This window comes from Variovorax sp. J22R115, from assembly GCF_030317005.1.
Lineage (GTDB): Bacteria > Pseudomonadota > Gammaproteobacteria > Burkholderiales > Burkholderiaceae_C > Variovorax.
Map to the genome: position 1 here is coordinate 1 of NZ_JASZYM010000041.1, position 22,625 is coordinate 22,625.

The 22,625-nt window shown below is 64.3% G+C and carries 18 protein-coding genes and 2 pseudogenes; 14 read left to right on the forward strand and 6 right to left on the reverse strand.

Translation table 11 applies throughout. The features are described from left to right. Nucleotides 1-732: 732 nt before the first annotated feature. From QTI04_RS33675 to QTI04_RS33700, 6 genes and pseudogenes are all read left to right on the forward strand, one after another. Nucleotides 733-999, forward strand: coding sequence for a hypothetical protein (locus QTI04_RS33675; protein WP_286619560.1), 267 nt, complete (start codon nt 733-735; stop codon nt 997-999). Between the two features lie 15 nt (nt 1,000-1,014). Continuing rightward, the gene (locus QTI04_RS33680; protein WP_286619561.1) at nt 1,015-1,755 is read left to right on the forward strand and encodes a DUF3047 domain-containing protein; all 741 of its coding nucleotides are present in this window, start codon (nt 1,015-1,017) and stop codon (nt 1,753-1,755) included. A 21-nt stretch (nt 1,756-1,776) separates the two neighbouring features. After that, nucleotides 1,777-2,478, forward strand: coding sequence for a hypothetical protein (locus QTI04_RS33685; RefSeq protein ID WP_286619562.1), 702 nt, complete (start codon nt 1,777-1,779; stop codon nt 2,476-2,478). Nucleotides 2,479-2,537: 59 nt separating this feature from the next. After that, nucleotides 2,538-3,305, forward strand: a complete 768-nt coding sequence (locus QTI04_RS33690; RefSeq protein ID WP_286602476.1) for a DUF2092 domain-containing protein — start codon at nt 2,538-2,540, stop codon at nt 3,303-3,305. A 67-nt stretch (nt 3,306-3,372) separates the two neighbouring features. Continuing rightward, on the forward strand, nt 3,373-3,966 hold the full coding sequence (locus tag QTI04_RS33695; protein ID WP_286619570.1) for a hypothetical protein: 594 nt from the start codon (nt 3,373-3,375) through the stop codon (nt 3,964-3,966). Between the two features lie 205 nt (nt 3,967-4,171). Continuing rightward, nucleotides 4,172-4,753, forward strand: a pseudogene (locus QTI04_RS33700) (acetate kinase); the annotation flags it as partial. Between the two features lie 309 nt (nt 4,754-5,062). On the opposite strand, the gene QTI04_RS33705 reads toward QTI04_RS33700, so the two are convergent. Then, nucleotides 5,063-5,701 carry a response regulator transcription factor gene (locus QTI04_RS33705; protein WP_286602477.1) on the reverse strand — a complete coding sequence of 213 codons (639 nt, stop codon included), beginning with the start codon at nt 5,699-5,701 and terminating at the stop codon, nt 5,063-5,065. A 311-nt stretch (nt 5,702-6,012) separates the two neighbouring features. Here QTI04_RS33705 and QTI04_RS33710 point away from each other — a divergent pair, with 311 nt between their 5' ends. Further along, on the forward strand, nt 6,013-6,849 hold the full coding sequence (locus QTI04_RS33710; protein WP_286619563.1) for a Crp/Fnr family transcriptional regulator: 837 nt from the start codon (nt 6,013-6,015) through the stop codon (nt 6,847-6,849). A gap of 16 nt (nt 6,850-6,865) precedes the next feature. Here QTI04_RS33710 and QTI04_RS33715 read toward each other — a convergent pair whose 3' ends face one another. Continuing rightward, nucleotides 6,866-7,249, reverse strand: coding sequence for a response regulator transcription factor (locus tag QTI04_RS33715; RefSeq protein WP_286602480.1), 384 nt, complete (start codon nt 7,247-7,249; stop codon nt 6,866-6,868). 162 nt (nt 7,250-7,411) lie between these two features. Between QTI04_RS33715 and QTI04_RS33720 the strand changes: the two genes are divergently transcribed. The 6 genes from QTI04_RS33720 (at nt 7,412) to QTI04_RS33745 (ending at nt 15,576) form a co-directional block, all read left to right on the forward strand. Continuing rightward, nucleotides 7,412-10,102 (forward strand): PAS domain-containing protein, encoded by a 2,691-nt coding sequence (locus QTI04_RS33720; RefSeq protein WP_286619564.1) that lies wholly within the window; start codon nt 7,412-7,414, stop codon nt 10,100-10,102. A 174-nt stretch (nt 10,103-10,276) separates the two neighbouring features. Next, on the forward strand, nt 10,277-11,401 hold the full coding sequence (locus QTI04_RS33725) for an AI-2E family transporter (RefSeq protein ID WP_286619565.1): 1,125 nt from the start codon (nt 10,277-10,279) through the stop codon (nt 11,399-11,401). Between the two features lie 43 nt (nt 11,402-11,444). Continuing rightward, on the forward strand, nt 11,445-12,971 hold the full coding sequence (locus tag QTI04_RS33730) for an efflux transporter outer membrane subunit (protein ID WP_286619566.1): 1,527 nt from the start codon (nt 11,445-11,447) through the stop codon (nt 12,969-12,971). Continuing rightward, nucleotides 12,968-14,083 (forward strand): HlyD family secretion protein, encoded by a 1,116-nt coding sequence (locus QTI04_RS33735; protein WP_286602487.1) that lies wholly within the window; start codon nt 12,968-12,970, stop codon nt 14,081-14,083. The genes QTI04_RS33730 and QTI04_RS33735 overlap by 4 nt, the downstream gene beginning before the upstream one ends. Next, on the forward strand, nt 14,073-15,122 hold the full coding sequence (locus QTI04_RS33740; RefSeq protein ID WP_286619567.1) for a DUF2955 domain-containing protein: 1,050 nt from the start codon (nt 14,073-14,075) through the stop codon (nt 15,120-15,122). The genes QTI04_RS33735 and QTI04_RS33740 overlap by 11 nt, the downstream gene beginning before the upstream one ends. A gap of 16 nt (nt 15,123-15,138) precedes the next feature. Beyond that, a complete protein-coding gene (locus tag QTI04_RS33745; RefSeq protein WP_286602491.1) occupies nt 15,139-15,576 on the forward strand; it encodes an ion channel in 438 nt (145 codons plus the stop codon). Between the two features lie 506 nt (nt 15,577-16,082). Here QTI04_RS33745 and QTI04_RS33750 read toward each other — a convergent pair. Together QTI04_RS33750 and QTI04_RS33755 are read right to left on the reverse strand one after the other, a co-directional pair. Then, nucleotides 16,083-16,391, reverse strand: coding sequence for a hypothetical protein (locus QTI04_RS33750; RefSeq protein ID WP_286602493.1), 309 nt, complete (start codon nt 16,389-16,391; stop codon nt 16,083-16,085). An 816-nt stretch (nt 16,392-17,207) separates the two neighbouring features. Beyond that, nucleotides 17,208-18,779 (reverse strand): phospholipase D family protein, encoded by a 1,572-nt coding sequence (locus QTI04_RS33755; RefSeq protein WP_286602496.1) that lies wholly within the window; start codon nt 18,777-18,779, stop codon nt 17,208-17,210. Between the two features lie 761 nt (nt 18,780-19,540). Here QTI04_RS33755 and QTI04_RS33760 point away from each other — a divergent pair. After that, nucleotides 19,541-20,920 carry an FAD-binding oxidoreductase gene (locus QTI04_RS33760; protein ID WP_286619568.1) on the forward strand — a complete coding sequence of 460 codons (1,380 nt, stop codon included), beginning with the start codon at nt 19,541-19,543 and terminating at the stop codon, nt 20,918-20,920. A gap of 411 nt (nt 20,921-21,331) precedes the next feature. Here the strand turns inward: QTI04_RS33760 and QTI04_RS33765 are convergent, their stop codons facing one another. Next, nucleotides 21,332-22,345: a YeiH family protein gene (locus QTI04_RS33765; protein ID WP_286619569.1), complete on the reverse strand. Its 1,014-nt coding sequence runs from the start codon at nt 22,343-22,345 to the stop codon at nt 21,332-21,334. Between the two features lie 4 nt (nt 22,346-22,349). Continuing rightward, a pseudogene (locus QTI04_RS33770) lies at nt 22,350-22,625 on the reverse strand (long-chain fatty acid--CoA ligase); the annotation flags it as partial.

Here is a 22,625-nt window from a genome sequence, read left to right on the forward strand (position 1 = left end):
CCGCTGCGAAAGTGGTCTGCGCAAGGCAGGCACCATACGGAAGAGCAAGCACGCAGCAAGCTGCAAGGGTGCGTCGGTCGAACATGAAAGCCTCCTCACGGAGTAGTTGGAGGGGTCAGTGTTTATATGACCTTCGATCAAGCCAATATGCCGAAGGATAGATGGGCAAGCCGGAAAATCGGCGTAGGCGACTGAAGTAGGCGCCGAACATGTGATGTATCGGCCCCTGTCGTCAGTCCTGCCCTGGTCCGGCGGGCAGGCCGCCGTACAGGGAGCGAACCCGAGCAAGTAGCGAGCCGCAAGCTGCAGGGCGCGATACGGTCGAAAATGGAAACCTCTTAGCCTTGACAAGGTGAGTGGGTCGGTCTATTGGCGAGCGCAATAACCTTCAGTTTCAATTGATACGGCGCTCGGTTGCACGAGTTGCGCTTCAGCAACGTGGAGTGAGTTCAAGGCTATGCAGAGAAAGTCACCTGGAAAAGGAAGCGGAGGCACGATGCACGCCGGATTGCAAGTAGTAGACGTCGCTCGCCCGCGGACTGACGTCAAATTAAGACTCCAAGGCTCACGTTGACTGACAAACGTCAATGCGCAGAGTTGCGAGGGAAAGACAATTGCTGTCCGCTGGTTTTTCCCCCAAAACCAGCGTCAAGGGCGTCTTACTGCTCCTCTTCGAGGTCGCTATGGCACCCAGATGACCGCTTTCTAAATCAGGAGAAAAGGAGAATTCAAATGGTCGAAAGATATGGACCTTGGAACCGGACCACCGGCTTGTTGGCCGCATCCGTGCTCCTGATGCTTTCGAGCGTTGCCCTGGCCACCGATCAGTCGCAGCAACGCCAACAGGGCAGAAGCGCCAACCAGGCCGGCAAACAGGACGCCCGGTCGGACAAGGTGGATTGCCGGGCCGAAAACCAGAAGAGCAACGCCGCGTGCCGGCAGGACAAGCGCAACACGAAGCAAGACGGTCGACAGGAAAAGCGAGACATCAAGTACTGACGGATTGCCGATCTCATGACCAAATCCCCGCGCTTCCTTGTGACATTCATGTCGATGGTCTTCGTGTCGGCCATCGCTGCGGCGCCAGATCCGGGATCGCCTTGTCGGTCCCGCGATCTCGCATTCGATGACAAGAGCGCGGCCTGGACGCATGTACCTCTGTCCAAGATGAAGCGTGACACGGTGTACGAGGTGGTGCACGAGGGCGACCGCTCGGCGGTGCTGCGCGCCACCGCAGACCGATCAGCCTCGCTTTTCGTGGCGCGGCTTCAGCCTTCGCTGCGCCCGCCCATGACCCTCAGCTGGGATTGGAAGGCCGACGCATTGATTGCTGGCGCTGACAACCGCGACAAGGACCGTGAGGACGCGCCACTGCGTGTGCTGGTGGCCTTCGACGGCGATGTTGCCAGCCTGCCCGATGCGGAGCGAAAAAGATTCAGTCGAGCGAAGAATCTGGCCCGCCGCGAGATGCCTTTTGCGGTGCTGATGTACAACTGGACCGATCACGTCCCGGTGGGCACATGGATCTCCTCTGCGCACACGAGCCAAGTCAAGATGCTTGTCGTCTCCTCAGGGGCAGGCGACCTAGGCCGCTGGCAATCGGTGCAGCGCAATCTTTCCGACGACTACAAGAAGGCCTATGGCGCCGAACCGGGCCCAGTGTTGGCTGTAGCCGTGATGACCGACACGGACAACACCGGCACCATGGCGGTGGGAAGCTACTCAAGCATCCGCATCGATTGCGAGAGCCGCTGATTCTTATGTCGCGGGCTCTCCTTGACGTACCGATCCAGCAGCCCGGATCTAATTTCCTGGATTGACGGACGTCAATGTGGCGGTCGCAAAGATGCCGACAATCCCGGCGTGGCTCGCCACATCCAGAAAGGAATTCTCATGAAGCTCCTGACATCGCTCACGGCCTCGGTGGTGCTCGGCACGTTATTGCCTCTCGCCATCTCGAAGGACCAATCAGGCACTGAGATCACCGCTTCGACCAAGCCCGGTACAGGAACCATCAAGGAGCTGGTCAAGGCCACTGGCGTCGTCGAGGCCATCGATCTTCAGACGCGCCATGTGACCATCAAGGATGCGAACGGCAAGCTGATTCCGCTGGCCGTCGGCCCGGAGGCGCGCAACCTCGAACACGTCAAGGTCGGCGACCGGGTCACGGTCCGCTACGCACAGGCCTTGACGCTTACGCTGGTGAAGGACGGCAATGAAATACGCAGCAGGGTCGATTCACCGGTGACCGGCAGCAGGACCGCGAAAGGCGAACGCCCGGGCGGGTCGTTGGGCAGGCAAGTCGAAGTCACTGCGAATGTGGTCGCCGTGAACCGAAAGACCAAGATGGTCACGCTGCGCGGGACGGAATATGAGGTCGACCTGAAAGTGCGGGATGCAGATCAACTGAAGATGATCAAGGTCGGCGATCAAGTGCACGCGACCTACACCGAAGCAGTGGCGCTTTCGATCGACTGACGAGCGGCATCAGCGTGTGACCGGCGTCGGGCAGGCCGCTCATCCCCCAAGGAGTACAAATGAACCCCGGAAGACTCGCAGCCTCCGTACTCGCGCTGGTGCTGACGGCACCCGTCGTCGCACAAACCGCGCCGGCCCCTGCTGCCCCGCCCGCCGGCAATACCGTCGACCCGGCGTCAATCCAGGCTCTCAAGGACATGGGCGCCTACCTGCAGACGCTGGATCGCTTCCGGACATCGACGTCGCTGACGGCCGAACGAGTGCTGAGCGACGGCCAAAAGCTGATGCACACCGCATCGGCTACGGTCGAGGCAGCGCGTCCGAACAGGTTGCGCGCCCGCATGTGGAGCGTTCGCTCCGAGCGCGAAATCCTCTATGACGGCAAGACGGTCACGCTGTACGCGCCCGCTCAAAAGTACTACTCGACCGTTGAGTTCTCCGAGCCCAACAGCGTACTCGTCGAGAAGCTCGAGGAGCAGTACGGCGTCGAGATCCCGATGTCCGATCTGTTCACGTGGGGCACCCCCGCGGCGCCGGTCGACAAGATCGAGTCGGCCATGAATGCCGGGCAGGACATCATCGGAAACAGTCTCTGCGACCACTACGCGTTTCGCCAGGGCGACTTCGATTGGCAGGTCTGGATCACGACCGGCGGCAAACCTTTGCCGCGCAAGCTCGTGATCACCAATCGACGTGACGACGCGCGCCCGCAATCGATCAGTGTCATCGACTGGAATGTGGACCCGTCGTTCAACGAAGCGACGTTCAAGTTCAGGCCACCGAAGGGTGCGACCCGCATCGAAATTGTCCCGGTCAAGTCCAGGTAGAGGAGCGGTGACCATGAAGCGATCATTCAGCAGGGTGCTTGCGGTTCCCGCGGGCCTACTGGTTCTCGTGAGTTTCGCGCTGATCCCGGCGGCCGAGGCGGCGCGGGACGGTGGCGGCGGAGGGAGGGGAGGTGGAGGAGGTGGAGGCGCTCGCGCAAGCGCGGGCGGAGGTGGTGGTGGTGCCCGCGCGAACGCGGGAGGAGGCGGCGGCGCTCGCGCCGGTGGCGCGGGCGCTGGCGCTGCATCGTCTGGCGGAGGCAGGCAGGCTGCGCAGGGTGCGCAGGTCAACAATAGCAGGGCCGACGTGCGGACCAATGATGTCCGCAGCACCAGCGTGAACAATGTCAACAGCAATCGCAGTGCCAACGTCAACGCCAATCGCAACACCAACGTTAACGCCAATCGGAACGTCAACGTCAATGTCAGCGGCAACAATAATTGCTGCGGTGGCGGGTGGGACAATGACTACCACCCTGTAGCGGGTGCGATGGCCGTCGGGGCCGCTGTCGCGGTGACCTCGGCAGTGGTCGGCTCCGTCGTGCGCTCTGTACCGGCCAACTGCGTCCCCGTCAACTACGGCGGCATGGTGTACCAGCAATGCGGCAGTCAATGGTATCAGCCGAAGGGGGCTGAATTCGTGGTGGTGAATCCGCCCTATTGAGCTTCCCAGCACGCAGGAAGGCATGCCTAGGAGCGAGAGGCACGAAAAGTACGATCGCCTGATCGACGCCTGAAAGGCGCTGCCGCCCACCCCGACGGCCGTGGTGCATCCCTGTGACCGAAGTTCACTCGAAGGCATGCGGGAGGCGATGAGGCTGGGCTTGATCGCACCGATCCTCATCGGTCGGCGTGTGGCGTTACGGATCCACGGTCTGTCCTACGAGTACATCGCGAGCGTTCTAGCCCAGTTCGACCTGAAAGCAGCGGCGCGCCGCGCCATCGTCGCGCATCTGGGCAATGGCGCCAGCATGTGCGCGATGGCCGCCGGACGGAGTTTCGCCAGCACCACGGGGTTCACTGCCGTCGACCGGCTGCCGATGGGCACGCGCTGCGGCAACTTGGATCCCGCCGGCGCGATCCTCTACCTGATGGACAAGCTGCGAATGGATGCGTGCGATCGAGGACCTAATCTACAAGCAGTCCGGCCTGCTGGGCGTGTTGGTATCTTGAGCGACAGGCGAGCCCTGCTGGCCAGCGATGACGAGCCGCGCCCGCTTCGCCATCGACCTCCATGCATACCGAATCGGTCGCAAACTAAGCTCGCTCGCCGCGGCGGCACAGGGAATTGATGCGCTCGTGTTCACCGGGGGCATCGGCAAACATGCAGCGTCGCCGCGCGAGCGCGTGTGTTGCGATGCCGCCTGGCTCGGATGGAGCTCGACTTGACGGCCAATCTTTCCGCCGGGCCGCTCATCAGCATGGCATCGAGCAAAAAGGTGGCGGCGTGGAGTTGATGATTGCGCTGCATACCCGCGAGGTGCTCGACCGCACACCCTGCAGGCCCGGCGCTTCCGGCGACGGTGGTGCTGCGCGACGGACGGTTGACGGTGCGCGAAATCCTCCCCGACGACAAGGACGCGTTGAGGACTCCGGTCAACAGGAGTCGGCCGACTCGCGCTACTCGCGCTTCATGGCCAGCATGCGCGAGCTTCCGGAAGAGATGCTCGAAGCGGCGACGCATGCAGTGCCCGAGAAGAGGTTCGCGCTCGTCGTGCTCCACGGCGACGATGCCGACGCCGCTATCGTCGGCGGGGGAGCTATGTCTGAAGGAACAGATCGTCGATCCGGTTTTCGAGCGCATATCGAATCAGTTCGGCAGTGCTCGACACCTGCAGCTTTTCCTGGATGCGGGTCTTGTGCGTGCTCACCGTCTTCACCGACAGGTGAAGCGCATGGCCGATCTCGGTGAGCCGCTGTCCGGCCGCGACGCGCCGCAATACATCAAACTCACGGTCCGTCAGCAGCATGTGGCGCGGCGCGTCCGACATGCCGTTGAGCTGCAGTACCACCCGCTCAGCGAGACTTTCGGTGACATAGGCACCGCCGGCCGCCACCCTGCGTACCGCGCTCACGAGTTCGGTGGCCGCGATGTCCTTGGTGACATAGCCGTTGGCACCCGCCTTGAAGGCCCGCATCGCGTATTGCTCTTCCGCATGCATGCTCAGAACCAGCACACGAACGCCGGGGAACTCGGTTCTGATGCGGCGCACCAGTTCGAGTCCGGTCATTCCGGGCATCGACAGGTCGACGAGGGCGAGGTCGAACTCTTGTTCACCAAGAAGCTCAAGCGCCTCATAGCCCGTGACGGCTTCGGTCAGGGCCCAGCGGCTGCCGGCCGGATTGAGCACACGCTTCAGGCCTTCCCGTACGATCGTGTGGTCGTCGACCAGCAGCATTCGAAGCGCCGGCGTGAGCTGGGTCGAGGCTGTCAAGGCACCTCCCTGGGGGCCAGAAGCGAAACGCTGGCCGGCTCGTGCTTGCTCCCTGGACTAACTTTGACGCCAAACGCGCGTCTTCGCAAGGGCGTCGGCTTGCCCGGGAGATTCGGAATACCTCCGCTTCGCTGTTCGGAAAAGTCCTAACCCTCCAGGAGCAATCCGCGGCGCAAGAGAGCGTCGGGCCGATGTTCAAGCGGCAGGCTTCGGCGCAATCTCCGTCGGGCCCTTGCATGCCCATGTTCGCTACGCTCCCCCGGAGAGGATTTCTCATGAACACGCTCGCACCGCATGAGACGTCGATTCGCTTGCCTGCCAGCGGCAGGATGCGCACCGCCGTCGTCGACCGTCGCGAATGGACCTGCCTCCACGAGATGTTCGACCTCATCGACGTTCCGGTCGGCGATGCCCCGCTTATGCCGCTGGTCCAGCCGACCGTCCGGCGACTCCAGCAAGGCGAAATGCTGTTCGTGGAAGGGGCGCCGACCACTTCCATCTGCACCGTCCGCACAGGCACCTTCAAGGTTTTTCGCACCGCCGAGGACGGCTACGAACAGGTGTACGCCTTTGCGCGCCGGGGCGACCTGCTGGGAATCGACGCCCTGTCCGGCGACCACCATTTGATGGCGACGGTGGCCCAGGAGGATGCCAGCGTGCTTGCCCTCTCGCTCTCCAACTTCTACGCTCTCGCGCAATTGCTGCCGGCGTTCGACCGTGGCGTCATGCGTGCGGTGACCCATTCGATGATCGACCTGATCCGGCTGTCCGACATGATGGCTGCCGTCGCAGCAGAAGTGCGGCTGGCCAGGTTCCTATTGCATCTGGCCCAACGCATGTCGACAACCGGGCAGGCCGTGCGATGCCTTCGCCTGCAGATGACCCGTCGCGACATCGGAAGTTACCTCGGCGTGGCCCACGAAACCATCAGCCGTTCGTTTGCCGCGCTGGCCGAGGGGGGCCTGATCGAGGTGGAGCAGCGCAAGGTCGAGATCCTCGATCTGGACGCATTGCGGCACTATGCGCAAGGCACGCGCACGCCCACCAAGGCGGACTTGCGCGCTTCGCCGTGCGCGCCGCGGGCCAGGGACGGGCTGACGCTAGTCGGCTGATTGCACGGGGCGGGGCTCAGCGCTTGGGCCCGAACGCCCGCGCGGATTGAGCATTTGAAAGGTCCGCAATGCAGTCTCGCGCTTGCTGGAACTCGGTCCCCTTGTCGAAGTAGGCGAGGGCGCCGGCATCCATGTGGCGCTTGCGCATGAAGGCCCAGTTGAACTGGGAAAATACGATCACCTTGATGCCAGGGTGGTGCTGCGTGACGTAATGCAAGACGTCGATACCCTGGTCACGCCCGCGCAGTCTGGCGTCGAGCACGATCACGTCCGGATGGTGCGATCTGATCGATGTGATCGCCGAAGCAACGTCGTCTGCGTAGGCAACGACATCGACTCCCGGCGCAGTAGCCAACAGCGCGCCGAAGCTTTGCCGGATCGCCACGGAGTCGTCGACCATGAGCACTCTCAACTTGCACCTCGTACCTGTCTCTATGGATATGCAGGCCATGTTCCCCCCGATTGGGGATGCGCGAGATGCGTCTTCTCAATGAATTCGAAGAAAAATCGCTGTTCTGATGCATCCTTTGGCCTGCAACGGTTTCCGTGAAGGCCGAGTTCCATGGCGTTGTGGCAGAGCCTGTCGATCCGCAGTCGAATCATCCTGTCGATGGTCGGGGTCATGCTTGCCGTTGCGGCGCTCCTGGCGTGGGTTCTCGCAAACGACGTGCGCCGGTCTCGCGATGCGGCACACGAAAAGGTCCGGATGCTTGCGACCGGGACGGCGGCGACTGTCCAGCGCACCTTGGACCAGTTCGAGTCGGTTCTCGCGCGCGCGTCCGCACGTCCGCTGGTCAGGACGCTCGATCCGGCACACTGCGATCCGCTGGTCGCCGAGTACGTGCGGCTAACTCCGGCGATTCTCGGCTACGCGCTGCGCGACGACCGGGGAGAGATCATCTGCCGCTACGGGCGGGCGCCGGTGTCGCCGTCGGTGGTCGCGGATGCAGCCGGGTCGCTGGCCGCCGTTCGCATCGCCGGATTCGAGATGGGCAATTTGGTCGACGACGCCCGCTCCGGCCTCAAGATCATGGCGCTCAGCTATCCCATCCGCGACGAGGCCGGAAGACAGACCGCATTGCTGGTGATGACCGTCGACTTGCTGGTACTGAACCAGCAGTTGCTGACCTCGATCCCCCAGGACGCCGTCGTCACCGTCTTCGATCGGACCGGGACCGTTCTCCTGCGATCGTCAGACCCCGAGACCTTTATCGGCGCGCGGCCCGGTGCGGGCGAGCCGGAGCCCGCAAAAGGCCAGCGAGAAGGCTTCCTCACCGCGAAGGGGAGAGATGGCGTGCCGCGGCTGACAGCATTCCTGACACTCTCGGATGTCGACTGGCGGGTGGCCGCGAGCCTGCCTGAGGCCGAGGTCTTCGCGGACTACCATGCTGCGCTCCGGCGAGCGATCGGGATCGGCCTGGCACTGTGTCTTCTTGCGCTGGGCCTGGCGTGGCGCCTGAGTTCAGCCATTGCCCAGTGGTTCTCCCGTCTCCGGGGGACGGCTGCCCAGATGACAACCGGCATCGACATCATTCGCGCCGGACTCCCAGGCCCGCCCGAAATCAGATCGGTCGCGCAGCAGCTCAACTGGATGCTCGACGCGCGGGACTTGAGCAAGCCGCGCCTGCGGCGCGACATGAGCGAGCGCAAGCTGGCCGAGCAGGCTCTTCGCGCCAGTGCGTCGAAACTCCACGCGGCGCTTTCGAGCATGAGCGACGCTGTCTGCATTGCGGACGTCGACGGCCGACTCGTCGAGTTCAACGATGCATTCGCGTCCTTCCACCGGTTTGCGGACAAGTCCGACTGCGGCGGATCGCTCGCTGACTACCCGGGTATTCTGGAGATGGCCATATCGAAGGCCGATCCCGCGCCGCTGGAGGAATGGCCGCTCTCACGCGCTTTGCGCGGGGAGACGGGGACTAACGTCGAGTACCGGCTGCGGCGAAAGGACACCGGGACCGAGTGGGTGGGGAGCTACAGCTTCGCGCCCATCCCTTCGGAAGACGGAACGGTCGCAGGCGCGATCATGACGGCGCGTGACGTGACGACGGCCCGGGAAGTGCAACTCGACTTGGAGTCTTCGCATTTCGCGCTGCAACAACTCATCGCCTCGCGAGACCAGGTTCAGGAGGAAGAGCGCAAGCGCATTGCGCGTGAGCTGCACGACGATCTGCAGCAGACCCTGGCCGCGATCCGCATGGACTTGCAAGTCATCACCGATCGCTTCGGCGCCCATGCCTCGGGACTGCCGGCGCTGGTCGCGGGCGTCGATCGGCTGGCCGAGCGGGCCATTGTGTCGACACGCCGCATCGTGAACGACCTGCGTCCGCCGATGCTGGAAGACCTCGGCCTGCTGCCGGCGCTTGAGGCGATGGCAAGCAAGTTTGGCGAGCAGTCCGGCATCGCGTGCGAGATCGACGCTGTCGATGAGGTGGCCAGTGAGTTGCTGGATGCCCCGGCGGTCGCCATCTGCCTGTATCGAGTCGCCCAGGAGGCGCTGAACAACGTGAACAAGCATTCCCGTGCAAGCGAAGTGCACATCCAGCTGGCGAAGGCCGGGGAGAATTCAATCGCGCTTCGCGTGAGGGACAACGGCCGGGGCATGGAACCCGCGGACAGGCGCAAGTCCGAGTCATTCGGCATCCTGGGTATGCAGGAGCGAGTTCGGGCTCACGGCGGGGTCATGCATATCGACGGCACGCCCGCACAGGGCACCGTCCTGGAGGTCGTGATTCCACTGACCGGGGCGTCATTGGCGCTCGGCTCTCCGTCCGGATCAACCGCAGCAATCGACCGCTCTAGCGCGTGTTCGACGTACGCCGCGCTGGACGACGGCCGTGCCCTGCCTCGACTCCTGAGCCGCGCTACCGATCAGACGCTGCAGGATGTGATCGACGCCATTGCAGGGATCGTGGCGGTCGTGGACCGCCACGGCACGATTCGATTCGTCAACCGGGCGTGGACACAGTTCGCCGATCGCAATGGGAATCCGGGCGCCGCATCCATTGGCCCAGGTGCGAACTACTTGGAAGTCTGCCGACGCAGTTCGCTCGACGACGAATCCGCGCTGAAGGTTCTGCGCGGTCTCGAAGAAGTGCTGTACGAGGGGAGGGTGGCTTTCGCGTGCGACTATCCGTGTCATTCACAAGAGGAGCAGCGCTGGTTCCGGATGCACGCGACCGCGATGGCCAATGGGGACGTGATGGTCGCCCATTTCCTGTTCCGGGTCGAAGAACGAGTCGTCTCCAGTTGATAGATCAACGCGGTGTGCCCTGAACGGGCGCAACGTTTCTGGATCGGCCTGCCACATCGCCGGGAACTGCGCAGGCCCGATCAGGGATGAATGCAGCCGTGTTGAGAGTTGTCAAGTCAAAGAAGAAGCGACGCAGGAAAATTCCTACATCGTCTACTTTCGATGGATCGAGCCATGACAACTCTCTCCAAGCCTGATCTCGTTCGCGAAACACGGATGTCCAGGAAGCTCATGGATGTGTTCATCCGGGCCGGGCTGGTGCTGGCCCTGACCTTGCTGTGTTTCCGAATCTTCTCGCCCTTCATCTCGATGATGGCGTGGGCGCTGATCCTGGCGGTGACGATGTACCCGGGCCATCAGGCGCTGGCCCGCAGGCTGGGTGGAAAACAAGGCTTGGCGGCCACGCTCCTGGTGCTGGTCGGCATCACGCTGATCGTGGCGCCCACGGCCGTGGTGCTGAGCTCGTTGGGCGATTCGGTTCATGAGACCATCGTCACTCTCCGCGACGACGATTTGAAGATTCCGCCGCCGCCGCCCGGAGTGGCGGAGTGGCCCGTCGTCGGGAAGAAGGTGAGTGGCGCCTGGTCGTTGGCTGAAAAGGACTTGCCATCGGTGCTCAAGAGGCTGCAGCCACAGCTCGCGGAACTGGCCACCAAGGCGCTGGAGATGGTGGCCAGCATGGCGGGGTCGGTGCTGCTCTTCGTGTTCTCCTTCATCATCGCGGGCATCATCATGGCCTTCGGGGAGTCGGGCTCCGAAGCCGCGAGGTCCATCCTCGGACGCGTCGCGGGCAGCCGGCGGGGCGTGGAGTTCGCCGACCTGTCGACCCAGACCATTCGCGCGGTGGCCCTGGGCGTGGTCGGCGTGGCCTTCATCCAGGCCATCGTCATGGGGATCGTGCTGATCATTGCCGGCATTCCCTTCGCAGGCGTGCTGGCGATCGTCGTGCTCGTGCTGGGCATTGCGCAGGTGCCGGCGCTCCTGGTCTCCGTTCCAGTCATCGCGTACATCTGGCTGAGTGGAAATTTCGAGACGGTGCCGGCCGTTGTCTACAGCGTTCTTCTGGTGGTCTCCGGCATGCTCGACAACGTCCTGAAGCCGCTCCTGCTGGGCCGGGGGGTGGATGCCCCGATGCCGATTGTCCTGATCGGTGCGCTGGGCGGTCTGGCCGGCGCCGGTATCCTGGGCATGTTCGTGGGTGCCACCGCGCTGAGCCTCGGCTATCAGATCCTCATGCGCTGGGTCAACACCGATCCGGATGTCGTCGAGCTCGAAAGCGAACTGCCGACCGTGTCCTGAACCGATGCGCGCGATGCCTTCGAAGGGATCGAGGGTCCGAGTGATGGCCTTGGCCTGCGTCGCCGCGATGCTCGGGGGGTGCACCACGGTGGGCCCCGATTTCGAACGGCCTCGCGTGCCCTGGCTGTCCGGCTGGTCCGGCGGTTCGCTCGAAACCATCGCGGCCGACCCCCGGCGTCCGCGCAATGGCCTGATGCAGGAGTGGTGGCGCAACTTCAACGACCCCGTGCTCGACCTGCTTGTGGCCGAGGCGCAGCGCGTCAATCCCAGCGTGCGAATCGCCGGCATGCGCATCATGGAGGCTCGGGCGCAACTCGGCATTGCCGACAGCACGCGCTATCCACAGGTGCAGCAGGCGACCGGCGAAGTGCTCGGCGTGGGCGAGCAGCGTTCGAGCGGACGCGACACCAGTGCGGTGACTGCCAGTGCCGGGCTGAACGTGAGCTGGGAGATCGACTTCTGGGGCAAGTTCAGGCGCAGCATCGAGTCGGCGGACGCTGCCTATCTCGCCAGCATTGCCCAGTACGACGACATCCAGGTGCTGATGGCGGCCCAGGTCGCCGGCTTCTACACCTCGATCCGTACGGTGGAACTCCGGCTGCGGATCGCTCGCGAGAACGCCGGATTGCAAAAGCGAAGCCTGCAGATCACGGAGTTGCATTTCAGGAGCGGCAACGAGTCCGAACTGGACGTCCAGCAGGCCAGGGCCCAATACCTGGGCACGCTCGCGACCGTGCCCCAGCTGGAGATCGCCCTGCGCCAGACGCAGAACGCCTTGAGCATTCTGCTGGCCCGCCCGCCCGGCCCCTTGCCCGAGATGGAGCGAGGGAAGGAACGCATTCCGCAGGCCGGCCTCGACGTCATCGTCGACATGCCGGCCGAACTGCTGCGACGCCGTCCGGACGTGCGGGCGGCAGAAATGCAGCTGGCCGCGCAGTCCGCGCTGATCGGCGTGAGCGTGGCGGACCTCTATCCCTCGATTTCGCTGCTGGGCTCCGTGGGCCTCTCGGCCACATCGGTCGACGGGTCGCCGCGGATCCTGAGTGGTGTCATCGGACCCAGGCTCGTGTGGAACGTGTTCGACCATGGCCGACTGACCAACACCGTGCTGCTGCAGGACGCGAGGTTCCAGCAGTTCTATGAGCAGTACCAGGACACGGTGCTGCGGGCCGCCCGAGAGATCGATGACGCGTCGGTCGCCTTTGGCAAGACCGGGGAGCAGATCACGCTGCTGGCCGAGGCGGTGACGGCCGCGAAGCGTTCGCTGGAAATCGCCGACAGGCAGTACAACGAAGGCTTGGTCGACTTCCAGCGCGTGCTCGATTCGCAGCGAACGCTCTTCGCCGAGCAAGACCAGCTGGTCGCCAGCCGTGGCAGCCAGTCGCAGAGCCTGGTCGCCATCTACAAGGCCATGGGTGGCGGCTGGGAGGCGGCCCGCAGCCGGCCCGTGCTCGACGATGCCACGCAGGAGACCCTGGGTCGGCGCAGCGATTGGAAGGGCCTCCTGGCAGAGCCTCTGCCGCCGCCCGGCGCCGATGCGCTGCCCACTCCGGAGCGGACAAGACCATGAGCGAGGAAACCCAGCAACCCGCGGAACCACCACCGGAGTCCGGCAAGGGCGCCCGCATCGGCGCGATCGTCGTGCTGGTGCTCATCGTCGCCAGCCTGGCCTGGTATTTCGTGTCGGATCGCCTCACGCCCTACACGTCGCAGGCCCGGGTGCAGGCCTTCGTCGTGCCGGTGGCTGCGGAGGTGTCGGGCCGGGTGCTCAAAGTGCACGTCAAGAACAACGACGGGGTGCAGCCGGGACAGCCGCTCTTCGAGGTCGACCCGACGCAGTACCGGATCGCACTGCAACGCAGCCGGTCCGACTACGAGTCGGTCCGGCGCTCGGTCAACGCGTCGGTGGCTTCGGTGGATGCCGCCCAGGCCGGGCTGCGGGCGGCAACAGCCAACTCTCTCTACGCGCAGCAGGATGCCACACGGTTGGAGCAGATCTTTGCGGAAGACCCTGGCGCGATTTCCCTGCGCCGGGTCCAGAGCGCGCAGGCCGCCCGGGTCAAGGCGCTCAGCCAGGAGCAGGCCGCCAAGGTGGACCTGATCCGAGCCTTGGAGGCTGCGGGCGAGAGTGGCGACAAGAACGCCCAACTGGTCAGTGCTCGCTCGGCCGTCGAAAAGGCCGAGCTGGACGTGCAGCGCACGGCCGTCAGCGCACCCGCTGGCGGCCTGGTGACTGACCTGCGCACCGACGTCGGGCAGTTCGTGCAGGCCGGCGCGCCGCTCATGACGCTGGTCACCGTTCACGACCTCTGGATCAGCGCGGACATGACCGAGAACAACCTCGGCAACATCAAGCCCGGCGACGCGGTGGCGATCGTGCTCGACGCGATGCCAGGGAAGGTGCTCAAGGGCAGGGTGCGCAGCGTCGGCAGCGGCGTCGCCAGCGGGCAGCCCGCGCAGCCTGGGACGCTGCCGACGATCGACAACAGCCGCGACTGGCTGCGGCAGGCGCAGCGCTTTCCGGTCGCCATCGAGTTCGATCCGTCCGAGCGTGAGCAGCTGCGCGCCGTGCGGGTCGGGGGGCAGGCCGAGGTGCTGGTCTATACGGGCGAGCATGGACTGATGAACTGGCTGGGAACGGCCTTCATCCACATGATGAGCGTGCTGTCCTATGTCCATTGAAAAGCGCCGGATGGGCCGGGCCGACAAGGCCGTGCTGCGGCTGGCCATCGGTCTCGTTCTCGCGGTGCTGGTCGCCTACGGCCTGGCGCTGAAGGCGCCCTACGCAGTGTGCGTGGTCGCCGTGCTGATCCTGTGCAAGCCGGGTCCGCCGATTCCGCTCTTCAAGGGCATGGTCCTCGCCCTCGTCATTGCCGTGCTGATGATGGCCGGTGTGCTGATGGTTCCCGTCCTCGAAAACTACGCGCTGACCGGCGTGCTGCTGACCGGTGTCTTGCTCTACGCGGTGTTCTATTCGGGCGTGCGGAGTGCCAATCCGCTGGCGACGATCCTGGTGATGGCGATCGCCCTGATCCCGGTGGTCGGGGTGGTGGAACAGGCCCTGGCCCTGCAGATCGGCGCGACCCTGGCGGTAGGCCTTTGCATCGGCGTGCTGGTCAGCGGCATTTCGCACGCGCTCTTCCCCGATCCTCCCGTGCGCGCCGGCCACAGGGCCGCAGCGGAGGTTCCGACACGCGAGTCTGCGAGCTGGATTGCCTTGCGCGCCGTCGTGGTCGTCATGCCGGTCTTCGTGCTCGCGCTGACCAATCCCTCCTTCTACGTCGCGGCCATCATGAAGTCCGTGGCGCTGGGCCAGCAGGCCGGCTCCACCAGCACCCGTTCCGCCGGGCAGGAGCTTGTGGGGTCCACGCTGATGGGCGCGGCAATCGCCGGCTGCCTCTGGTTCGGCCTTGCGCTTCGACCCAACCTGTGGATGTTGATGCTGTGGATGGCCGCGGCCGCGCTGTGGGTGGGGACGCGGCTGTTCCGGGTCCGGCCCGGCGCGTTTCCGCCATCTTTCTGGGTCCAGTCCCTGGTGACGATGCTGCTCCTGCTGGGACCGGCCATCGAGGACAGTGCCGGCGGCAAAGATGTGCTCAAGGCGTCGGCCACGCGCGTGGCTCTGTTCGTCGCCGTGGCGCTCTACGCGTGGGTGACGGTCTGGGCGCTGGAACACTGGCGAACCGCCAGATCCCATGCGCTGTTCTTCAGGCAAGGCTGAGCGGAGGAATCGCACCATGCTGACCAATCTGGCGATCGGCCTGCCGACCATCCTCCTGTGCCTGGCGCTGCAGGCGGCCTTCACGTTCTGGAGCATTCGCTACTACTCCGGACCGCACCGCGACGCTCTCATTCCGGGACCCTTCGTCCAGATCCGCTCGCTCCTGGTCGTAATGATCGTGCTGATCCTGGGCAACTTTCTCCAGATCATGATCTGGGGGTTGCTGTTCATCCTGCTCGGCGAGTTCAGCGAGTTGTACGAGGCCGTCTACCACTCCGCAGTCAACTTCAGTTCGCTGGGCTACGGCGATGTGGTGATGACCAAGCGCTGGAAGCTGCTGGGCCCGCTCGAGGCAGCCAACGGCGTGCTGATGTTCGGCTTGACCGGCGCCGCATTGATGGCGATCTTGCAGCAGATGGTCAGGACGCTGGCTGAAAGGGCAGGAGCGAAGTAGGTCGTGCAGTTCGCCACCGACGGCGCTTCTTCGCGCCGGCTACCGAACGCACGAAGGGCTCGTGGAAGACGCTGCAGCCCCCCGCTGACGGAGGAGCGGGACAAAGGCATCCTGGACGTGTCGCAGATTCCTTCCAGCATCCTCGCGCACCAGCCGCTACATCGACAAGGACAACGAGGTGATCGTCTGCCTGCAGACCGAGGCACCGCCCACGAGCGCAATGGTGCCCAACGACGGGCTAGCGCGTGGCGGCCGCCAGCCTCGAGTCTTTCGGCATGCCCCGTCATCAAATGGCGAGAGCCTTGCGGCTAGTAGTGCCTCCTTCACCTGGGCCTGGACCAGGGACCTGCGGATAAGGTCCAGTTCCCCTGTGCGCGCTCGATTTAACACGGTGGGACTCAGCGGGGATACGCCGGACTGCCAACCGCCACGATGGTCGGCAAGGGGGTCAAACCTGGCCGCCGCGTTCCCGCACGGCGCTCGTCTGGGTCTGGGCGCTCCGGTCCTTAGCGCCGCGTCGCCGTTTTCTTGAAGGGCCCTTTCTCGCACCAGAACTTTGTTCTAATACCAGGGTGGGCCTGAAACACCGCCCGTGCCGCTTCGCAGTTGTCGCGGTTGTTTGCGTCGCCGTCGGCGGCGTCAAAGGTCGCGACGTGGACGCGCCGGGTGGGGTCTACCACGCTGTCACGGTACAGCGTATATCGATCGTCCCTGCCCGTGCAACCGACAGCGACAGCGCACAAGGCGATGCCGATAGCAGCGCCTGCGGCGGCCTTGCGGCTGCGGGCAATGGTGCGGGATTCGCGGGTGCTCATGAGGGGCGGCGTCCTGGCTGTCATCGGTTGTCGAAAAGGCGCATCAGCACCGGAATCGTACTTGGCGGCGGGTGAGGCTGCTACTGGCATGACGGGCTCCCCGCGGGAGGACCTCATGCACAAGGCCGGGGGTCTCTCAGACGGGTTCGCGAATGACGAGCATGCTTTCTACGCGGCATGGGGTGCGTGCAGTGAAGCCCCACGCCCTCCAGCGGCGTACTGCTGCTTCGGCCTCGTAGGACGTCTGCAAGCCTTGCATCGCCGCGCTCCTTCGCCGTTCAGGGGGCCGCAGACGATACGTCGCAAAGAAGTGCACAGCAATGCTCGCGAAATCAACAACTCAGCCAACCGACCCCGCACCGTTGGTGGAGATGCGCACCGTCACTTTGGACACCGAAAGCAAATCGACCCCGAGTTCGATGAGTCGTACGAGGGGGTGTATCACTCCGCAGTGAACTTCAGTTCGCTGGGCTAGGGAATGTGGTCATGACCAGCCCTGCAAGCTGCTGGGCCCGCTCGAGGCTGCGAACGGGTGTTGTGATGTTCGGGCTGACCGGCGCAGCGTTGATTGAAAAGGGCGCGGAGGAGTAGTTGACAAACACTGAGGCTACAGCCGCAACGTCAACCGGACCTAACGAAAACCGGGGCGGGCTAATAGGTGGATTCACCACAAAGAACTGGGATTCCTGTGGCTGATACCAAGTGCCTCCGCATGGAAGCTGATCGGCGCGTTCTACGAACTCGAGTCGGGCCGAGTGCGCTTTCTGGACTGACTGTGCTGCTTGACTCAATGCAGACTCAATCTGGTCAACGAATCTAGAGCATCCATTCGATCGGCAACGCTTCGAGCAAGTCGAGGTACAGGAGTTTCAAGGGACTGGCGCCTGGCTCGAAAGTGTGCCGCGTCGCCCCATGCGGGCCGGATTCGACCCATTCCATGCCGTTGCCGTCCGGCGTCAGTTGCACATGGTAGGCATCTTGCGGGGTGCGGGTTTCAAACATCTGGTGGAGCTGGCCCGCCAGCACCGGACTGTCAATGACGACGCCCATTTCGGTGTTGAGGCGCGAGGAGCGCGGATCGAGGTTGAATGAACCGACGAAGATGCGTTCGCGGTCCACGGCAAAGGTCTTCGCGTGCAGGCTCGCGGCCGAACTCCCCTGGCTGCCGCCGCTGCCCGGCGGGCCCCTGCGCGCAGCGTCGATGTCCCAATCGGCATCCCTGTCGGGACCAGCCACACCAATACCTGGCTTCAGTTCGTAGATCGTGACGCCACCCTCAAGAAGTTCTTTCCGGTACTTAGCATAGCCGGCGTGGACCGGCGCAACGTCGGTCGCGGCGAGAGAATTGGTCAGCACCCTGACCTTGACACCGCTCTGTGCCAGCTTCACCAGGTCGTCGGTGCCCCTGCGGCCAGGCACGAAGTAGGGTGACACGAGGTCCACCTCGAGCTTCGGCTGGCCCATCTGGGCGAGCAACTGGGGCAGCATCTGCAGATCGCTGCGATCGGTCGGCTCCAGCACCTTGGCGGGGTCGTCGTGCAGCACGCGCGCGCTGGTCCATTCAAAACCCACCGAATGCTGGTCGAGTTCGCCCAGCAGTGGCGTCCGCCGTACCGCCTCCACGTAGCGTTGGGCCTGGGGGTCGCTGTGCACCTTTTCCCAGCTCTGCCTAAGCATTTCGGTGGCGCCGGGCCGCGACCTGGGCAACAGGCTCGATGCCGGATAGGCCGATGGGCTGTTCCAGAACAAGTCGAATTGGTCGGAGACCTGTTGCACCACCGGCCCGACCACAAGCACGTCCAGGTCCTGGAACCCGATCTCCATATTGGCGCCGAAGTACTCGTCGCCGATGTTGCGTCCGCCGACGATCGACACCTGGTTATCGGCGGTGAAGGATTTGTTGTGCATGCGCCGGTTGAGGCGCGAGAAATCGAGCGCGAAGTCCCCGACCCTGAAGCCGCGATTGGCGAACGGGTTGAAGAGGCGGACCTCGATGTTCGCATGCGCATTCAGCGCTGCCAGGGTCGGGTCCAGGCCGCTGGTGTTGGCATCGTCGAGCAGCAGGCGTATCCGCACCCCGCGCTCGGCGGCCTGCCAGACCGCCTCGAACATCAGCTCGCCGGTGGTGTCGCGGCGCCAGATGTAGTACTGCAGGTCGAGGCTGCGCTCCGCACGCCGCGCCAGCACGATGCGGGCCGCGAAAGCGTCTTCGGCATTCTGCAGCGGATGGATGCCGGACTTGGCCGGATGGGCCGCCATGTCGTTGCGCACATCGCGGGCCAGTCGCGTGTCGTCGGTGTTGGCCAAGGTGATGGATCCCGTCTTGCTCACCTGGTCCGGCAGGCTGGCGCAGCCGCCGAGGACGAGGCCAAGCTGCAGGGCCAGCATCGATGAGAGTCGATGCGTCCGATGACGCGGGCGGTGATGAAGTCGCATGATGATCGAGATCTTCGTCTTCTAGTCTAGGACGCGTCGGACTTGAGCAGAGGGAACTTTTCGCCGTTAGGCCACGAGGGCGTCGTCCCTCATGATGCCCCACTCACATCATTCACGTCTGTGTTGGCCCGGGTGTTGGGACGAGCCGGGCAAGCTGATGATGCGCAGTCTGCTGCTGCAAGGCGTGCCGCTGTGTTTCCTAGAACCCTTCGAGAGCCTGGGTTACGGCATGGACGGGGCCCGCCTCGCAATCCCTTCTTCGCGTCAATCCAGCCCCGCAACGCGATAGTCCTGCCGACGAGGGCGGAAAGACACGGCATGAGTCGTGGGCTTGGTTCGGCCGTGCCTCTGCCTTGCATCTTGCTCATTTGGTCACCCTCGATTTGAATTTGCAGTTTGGGCCTCCAGCGACTGCCGCACGGGTTCCAGGCCCTCGAGTACCTGCCGGGTTCGGCGGCGAACTCAAGTTCGCGGCCCCGTAGCGGCTGCTCGCCCCGCATCGAATCCGACATTCAAGTCAGCCGTTCTGCTTTCAGGCGGCCGCGCTGTCCCGCGCACCGGGATGGCCCGGGTAGTGCATGGCTTGCGCCGCGCAGCAGCGGGTGTTCGCAGAGATTGCGCGCCACGACGGCCCGAGCCTGCGTCATTGACTGGGCTTCTCATCGGGCGCATATTGTTCGCCCGAGTTTTGCAACAGAAGCGGAGGTGCGGCGATGACAACGATGGCCAAGCCGACGATCGACGGTGTTCGGGAGCGCGCTCGCGGGCAGGTGATCACTCCCACCGACGACGGCTACGAAGGGGCGCGCAAGGTCTACAACGGAATGATCGATCGGCGGCCCTCGGTCGTGATCCGTGCGGTCGACGTTGGCGACGTGATGGCCGGCGTCGAGTATGCGCGCGAGAACGGCCTCGATCTGTCGGTGCGCGGCGGGTCGCACAGCGTTCCCGGCTTCGGGACGTGCGAAGGGGGCGTCGTGATCGACCTCTCGCAGATGAAGGGCGTGCGGATCGATCCGAATCGCAAGACGGCGCGGGCAGGCGGCGGGACCCTGTGGGCCGACTTCAATCACGCGACGTACCCGTTCGGCTTGGCGACGACCGGTGGAATCATCGGCTCGACCGGCATCGCCGGGCTGACGCTTGGCGGCGGCATCGGCTACCTCACGCGCGGGTTCGGGCTATCGCTCGACAACCTGCTCTCGGCGGATCTCGTAACGGCGGACGGACAGTTCCGCGTGGCGAGTGCCGCGGAGAACGAGGATCTCTTCTGGGCAATCCGCGGCGGAGGCGGGAACTTCGGCGTGGTGACCTCGTTCGAGTACCAGCTGCACCCGGTCAAGGACATTACGGCAGGCATCTTCTTCTTTCCGATCGAGAAGGTGCGCGAGGTGTTGCAGTTCTACCGCGACTATGTGGCGAAAGCACCGGAGGAAATGGGGCTGTTCCCAGCGTTCCAGATTGCCCCGCCACTGCCGTTCATCAAAGCAGAGGACCATGGCAAGACGTTCATTGCGATCGTCTCGTGTTGGGCCGGGCCGATGGACAAGGCGGACGCGGAAATGGCGAAGATACGCGGCGCGGCGCCGGTCGTTGCGGAGATGGTCGCGCCGATGCCGTACTACGTGATCAACGGCCTTTTCGATGCGCTGCTGCCTCCGGGCTTGCAGCACTACTGGAAGGCCTCATTCGCGACCGAGTTGACGGATGGAGCGATCGAGGCCCACGCCCGGTTCGGGCCGCAGGTGCCGGTGGTGAACTCCACGATGCACATCTACCCGATCAACGGAGCCTGCCATCGGGTGAGGCCGGACGCGACCGCATGGGGCCATCGCGACGCGAGCTTCGCGACCGTGATCGCTGGGATGTGGCCGGATCCCGCTGACAACGCCAGGAACACGAAGTGGGTAAAGGACTACTACAAAGCCCTGGAGCCCCACTCGCAAGCAGGTGGTTACATCAACTTCATGGCCGAGGACGACCAGGGCCGGGTCAAGGACAATTACGGACCGCACTACGACAAGCTGGCGTCGATCAAGCGCAAGTACGACCCGGGCAACCTGTTCCACATGAACCAAAATATCCAGCCGTAGCATGGTCGTCGACGCGCGACGCGGGGTGGCATCTGAATCGTCCACCTCGGGTTGAGCGCGCCGTCGAGTGACTGCTCCTGGCGCTAACGGCGACCGACGGCTCCTGGCCCGGGACTGCCTGTTTGCCAAACCCGCCTATAGGCGCCCTTGGACAGCAGCGCGCTCTGCGAAGGTCAGCTACCAAGCACGACCGCGAACTGGTACTCGCGGCCCACAACCGGAGGTACGCAAAGGTCGGCTTCCGGGCGCTCTACGTCGCGCCGAACCAAGGCAACGGGCGACTGCGAGGAATTTCATAACCTGGACCACATTGGCCGGAATTGCTCTTGCTTGTCCGCGTGCGCGTGCTTACGGTGCACCGCGGCCTACTCGTCTACTGGGCGTCTAGCCTCGAGCATCAGCGCGTAGGACTCAGGCCAGCCACTGCATCAACGCAAGCGCCAGCACGACCAGCAAGACCGTCTCGCCAATCATCAGCATCACGGGCTTGAGGCCGACGGTGACCAGATCCTTCAACTGAGTCTTTATGCCGATGCCCGCGATGGCGGCCACCAGGCACCATCGCGAGAAATCGCTGCCGCCCTTGACGACGACCGACGGCAGCCAGCCCGTGCTGTTCACCGCCACCAGGAGCACGAAGCCGATGACGAAGCCCGGAAGCAGTGGCGGGCGCTTGCCACCGGTATCGCCGGCTTGGCGGCGCGACAACATGACCGCAAATACGACTACGGGCACCAGCATGGCCACGCGCATCAACTTGACCAGGGTGGCCACGTCGCCCGTCTGCTGCGACATGCTGTAGCCGGCGCCGACCACCTGGGCGACGTCGTGAATCGTCGCGCCGAGGAATACCCCGGCCGCACGCGGGTCCAGCCCCGCCGCCTGCGCGATCATCGGATATACGATCATCGCCAGCGTCGACAAGGCCGACACGCCGACGACGGTGAACAGTGTCGCGCGCTCCTTCAGCGGATGGTTCGGCAGTGCTGCCGCCAGCGCCATCGCCGCAGATGCGCCGCAAATCGCAGTGGCCCCGCCGCTGAGAAGGCCGAACAGGGTCTGAAACCCCATCAGGCGCGCCGCCAGCATCGACAACAGGATCGTTGCCGCGACGCAAACCACAACGATCGCCACCGGCTGCCATCCGAGCTCGACGACCTGCCCGACGGTGATCCGCAGTCCGAGCAGCGCGACGCCGATGCGCAGCAGCGTCCGACCCGCGAATTCGATGCCCGGCTTGCAGGCACCCTCGCCGGAGAGGAAGTTCATCGCAATGCCCAGCAGTAGCGCGAACAGCATCACCGGCGCACCGTAGTGCTGCGACAGGAAGGTTGATGCCGCAGCGACCACCCCACAGGCCAGCACGCCGGGAAACAGCAAGCGCACGCGGCCGGGGACCGCGCCGATCGTGAGTGTGGTGGTCATGGCATCAGGCCGTCGGCAGCTTGTGGTCCTTGAACTGCTCGCGCAGACGGTGCTTGAGCATCTTGCCAGTCGCGCCGAGCGGGATCGTGTCACTGAAGACCACGTCGTCGGGCGTCCACCACTTGGCGATCTTGCCGTCGTAGAAGGCCAGCAGTTCCTCGCGCGTGATCTCGACGCCGGGCTTCTTCACCACGACCAGGAGCGGGCGCTCGTCCCACTTCGGATGGAATGCGGCAATGCAGGCGGCCATGCCCACTGCAGGGTGTGCCATCGCGATGTT

Excerpts from the sequence above, each read along its gene's own strand:
- QTI04_RS33675 (WP_286619560.1), top strand. The coding sequence starts at position 733 with ATGGTCGAAAGATATGGACCTTGGAACCGGACCACCGGCTTGTTGGCC.
- QTI04_RS33680 (WP_286619561.1), top strand. The coding sequence starts at position 1,015 with ATGACCAAATCCCCGCGCTTCCTTGTGACATTCATGTCGATGGTCTTC.
- QTI04_RS33690 (WP_286602476.1), top strand. The coding sequence starts at position 2,538 with ATGAACCCCGGAAGACTCGCAGCCTCCGTACTCGCGCTGGTGCTGACG.
- QTI04_RS33705 (WP_286602477.1), bottom strand. The coding sequence starts at position 5,701 with ATGCTGCTGGTCGACGACCACACGATCGTACGGGAAGGCCTGAAGCGT.
- QTI04_RS33710 (WP_286619563.1), top strand. The coding sequence starts at position 6,013 with ATGAACACGCTCGCACCGCATGAGACGTCGATTCGCTTGCCTGCCAGC.
- QTI04_RS33715 (WP_286602480.1), bottom strand. The coding sequence starts at position 7,249 with ATGGTCGACGACTCCGTGGCGATCCGGCAAAGCTTCGGCGCGCTGTTG.
- QTI04_RS33720 (WP_286619564.1), top strand. The coding sequence starts at position 7,412 with ATGGCGTTGTGGCAGAGCCTGTCGATCCGCAGTCGAATCATCCTGTCG.
- QTI04_RS33725 (WP_286619565.1), top strand. The coding sequence starts at position 10,277 with ATGACAACTCTCTCCAAGCCTGATCTCGTTCGCGAAACACGGATGTCC.
- QTI04_RS33730 (WP_286619566.1), top strand. The coding sequence starts at position 11,445 with ATGGCCTTGGCCTGCGTCGCCGCGATGCTCGGGGGGTGCACCACGGTG.
- QTI04_RS33735 (WP_286602487.1), top strand. The coding sequence starts at position 12,968 with ATGAGCGAGGAAACCCAGCAACCCGCGGAACCACCACCGGAGTCCGGC.
- QTI04_RS33740 (WP_286619567.1), top strand. The coding sequence starts at position 14,073 with ATGTCCATTGAAAAGCGCCGGATGGGCCGGGCCGACAAGGCCGTGCTG.
- QTI04_RS33745 (WP_286602491.1), top strand. The coding sequence starts at position 15,139 with ATGCTGACCAATCTGGCGATCGGCCTGCCGACCATCCTCCTGTGCCTG.
- QTI04_RS33750 (WP_286602493.1), bottom strand. The coding sequence starts at position 16,391 with ATGAGCACCCGCGAATCCCGCACCATTGCCCGCAGCCGCAAGGCCGCC.
- QTI04_RS33755 (WP_286602496.1), bottom strand. The coding sequence starts at position 18,779 with ATGCTGGCCCTGCAGCTTGGCCTCGTCCTCGGCGGCTGCGCCAGCCTG.
- QTI04_RS33760 (WP_286619568.1), top strand. The coding sequence starts at position 19,541 with ATGACAACGATGGCCAAGCCGACGATCGACGGTGTTCGGGAGCGCGCT.
- QTI04_RS33765 (WP_286619569.1), bottom strand. The coding sequence starts at position 22,345 with ATGACCACCACACTCACGATCGGCGCGGTCCCCGGCCGCGTGCGCTTG.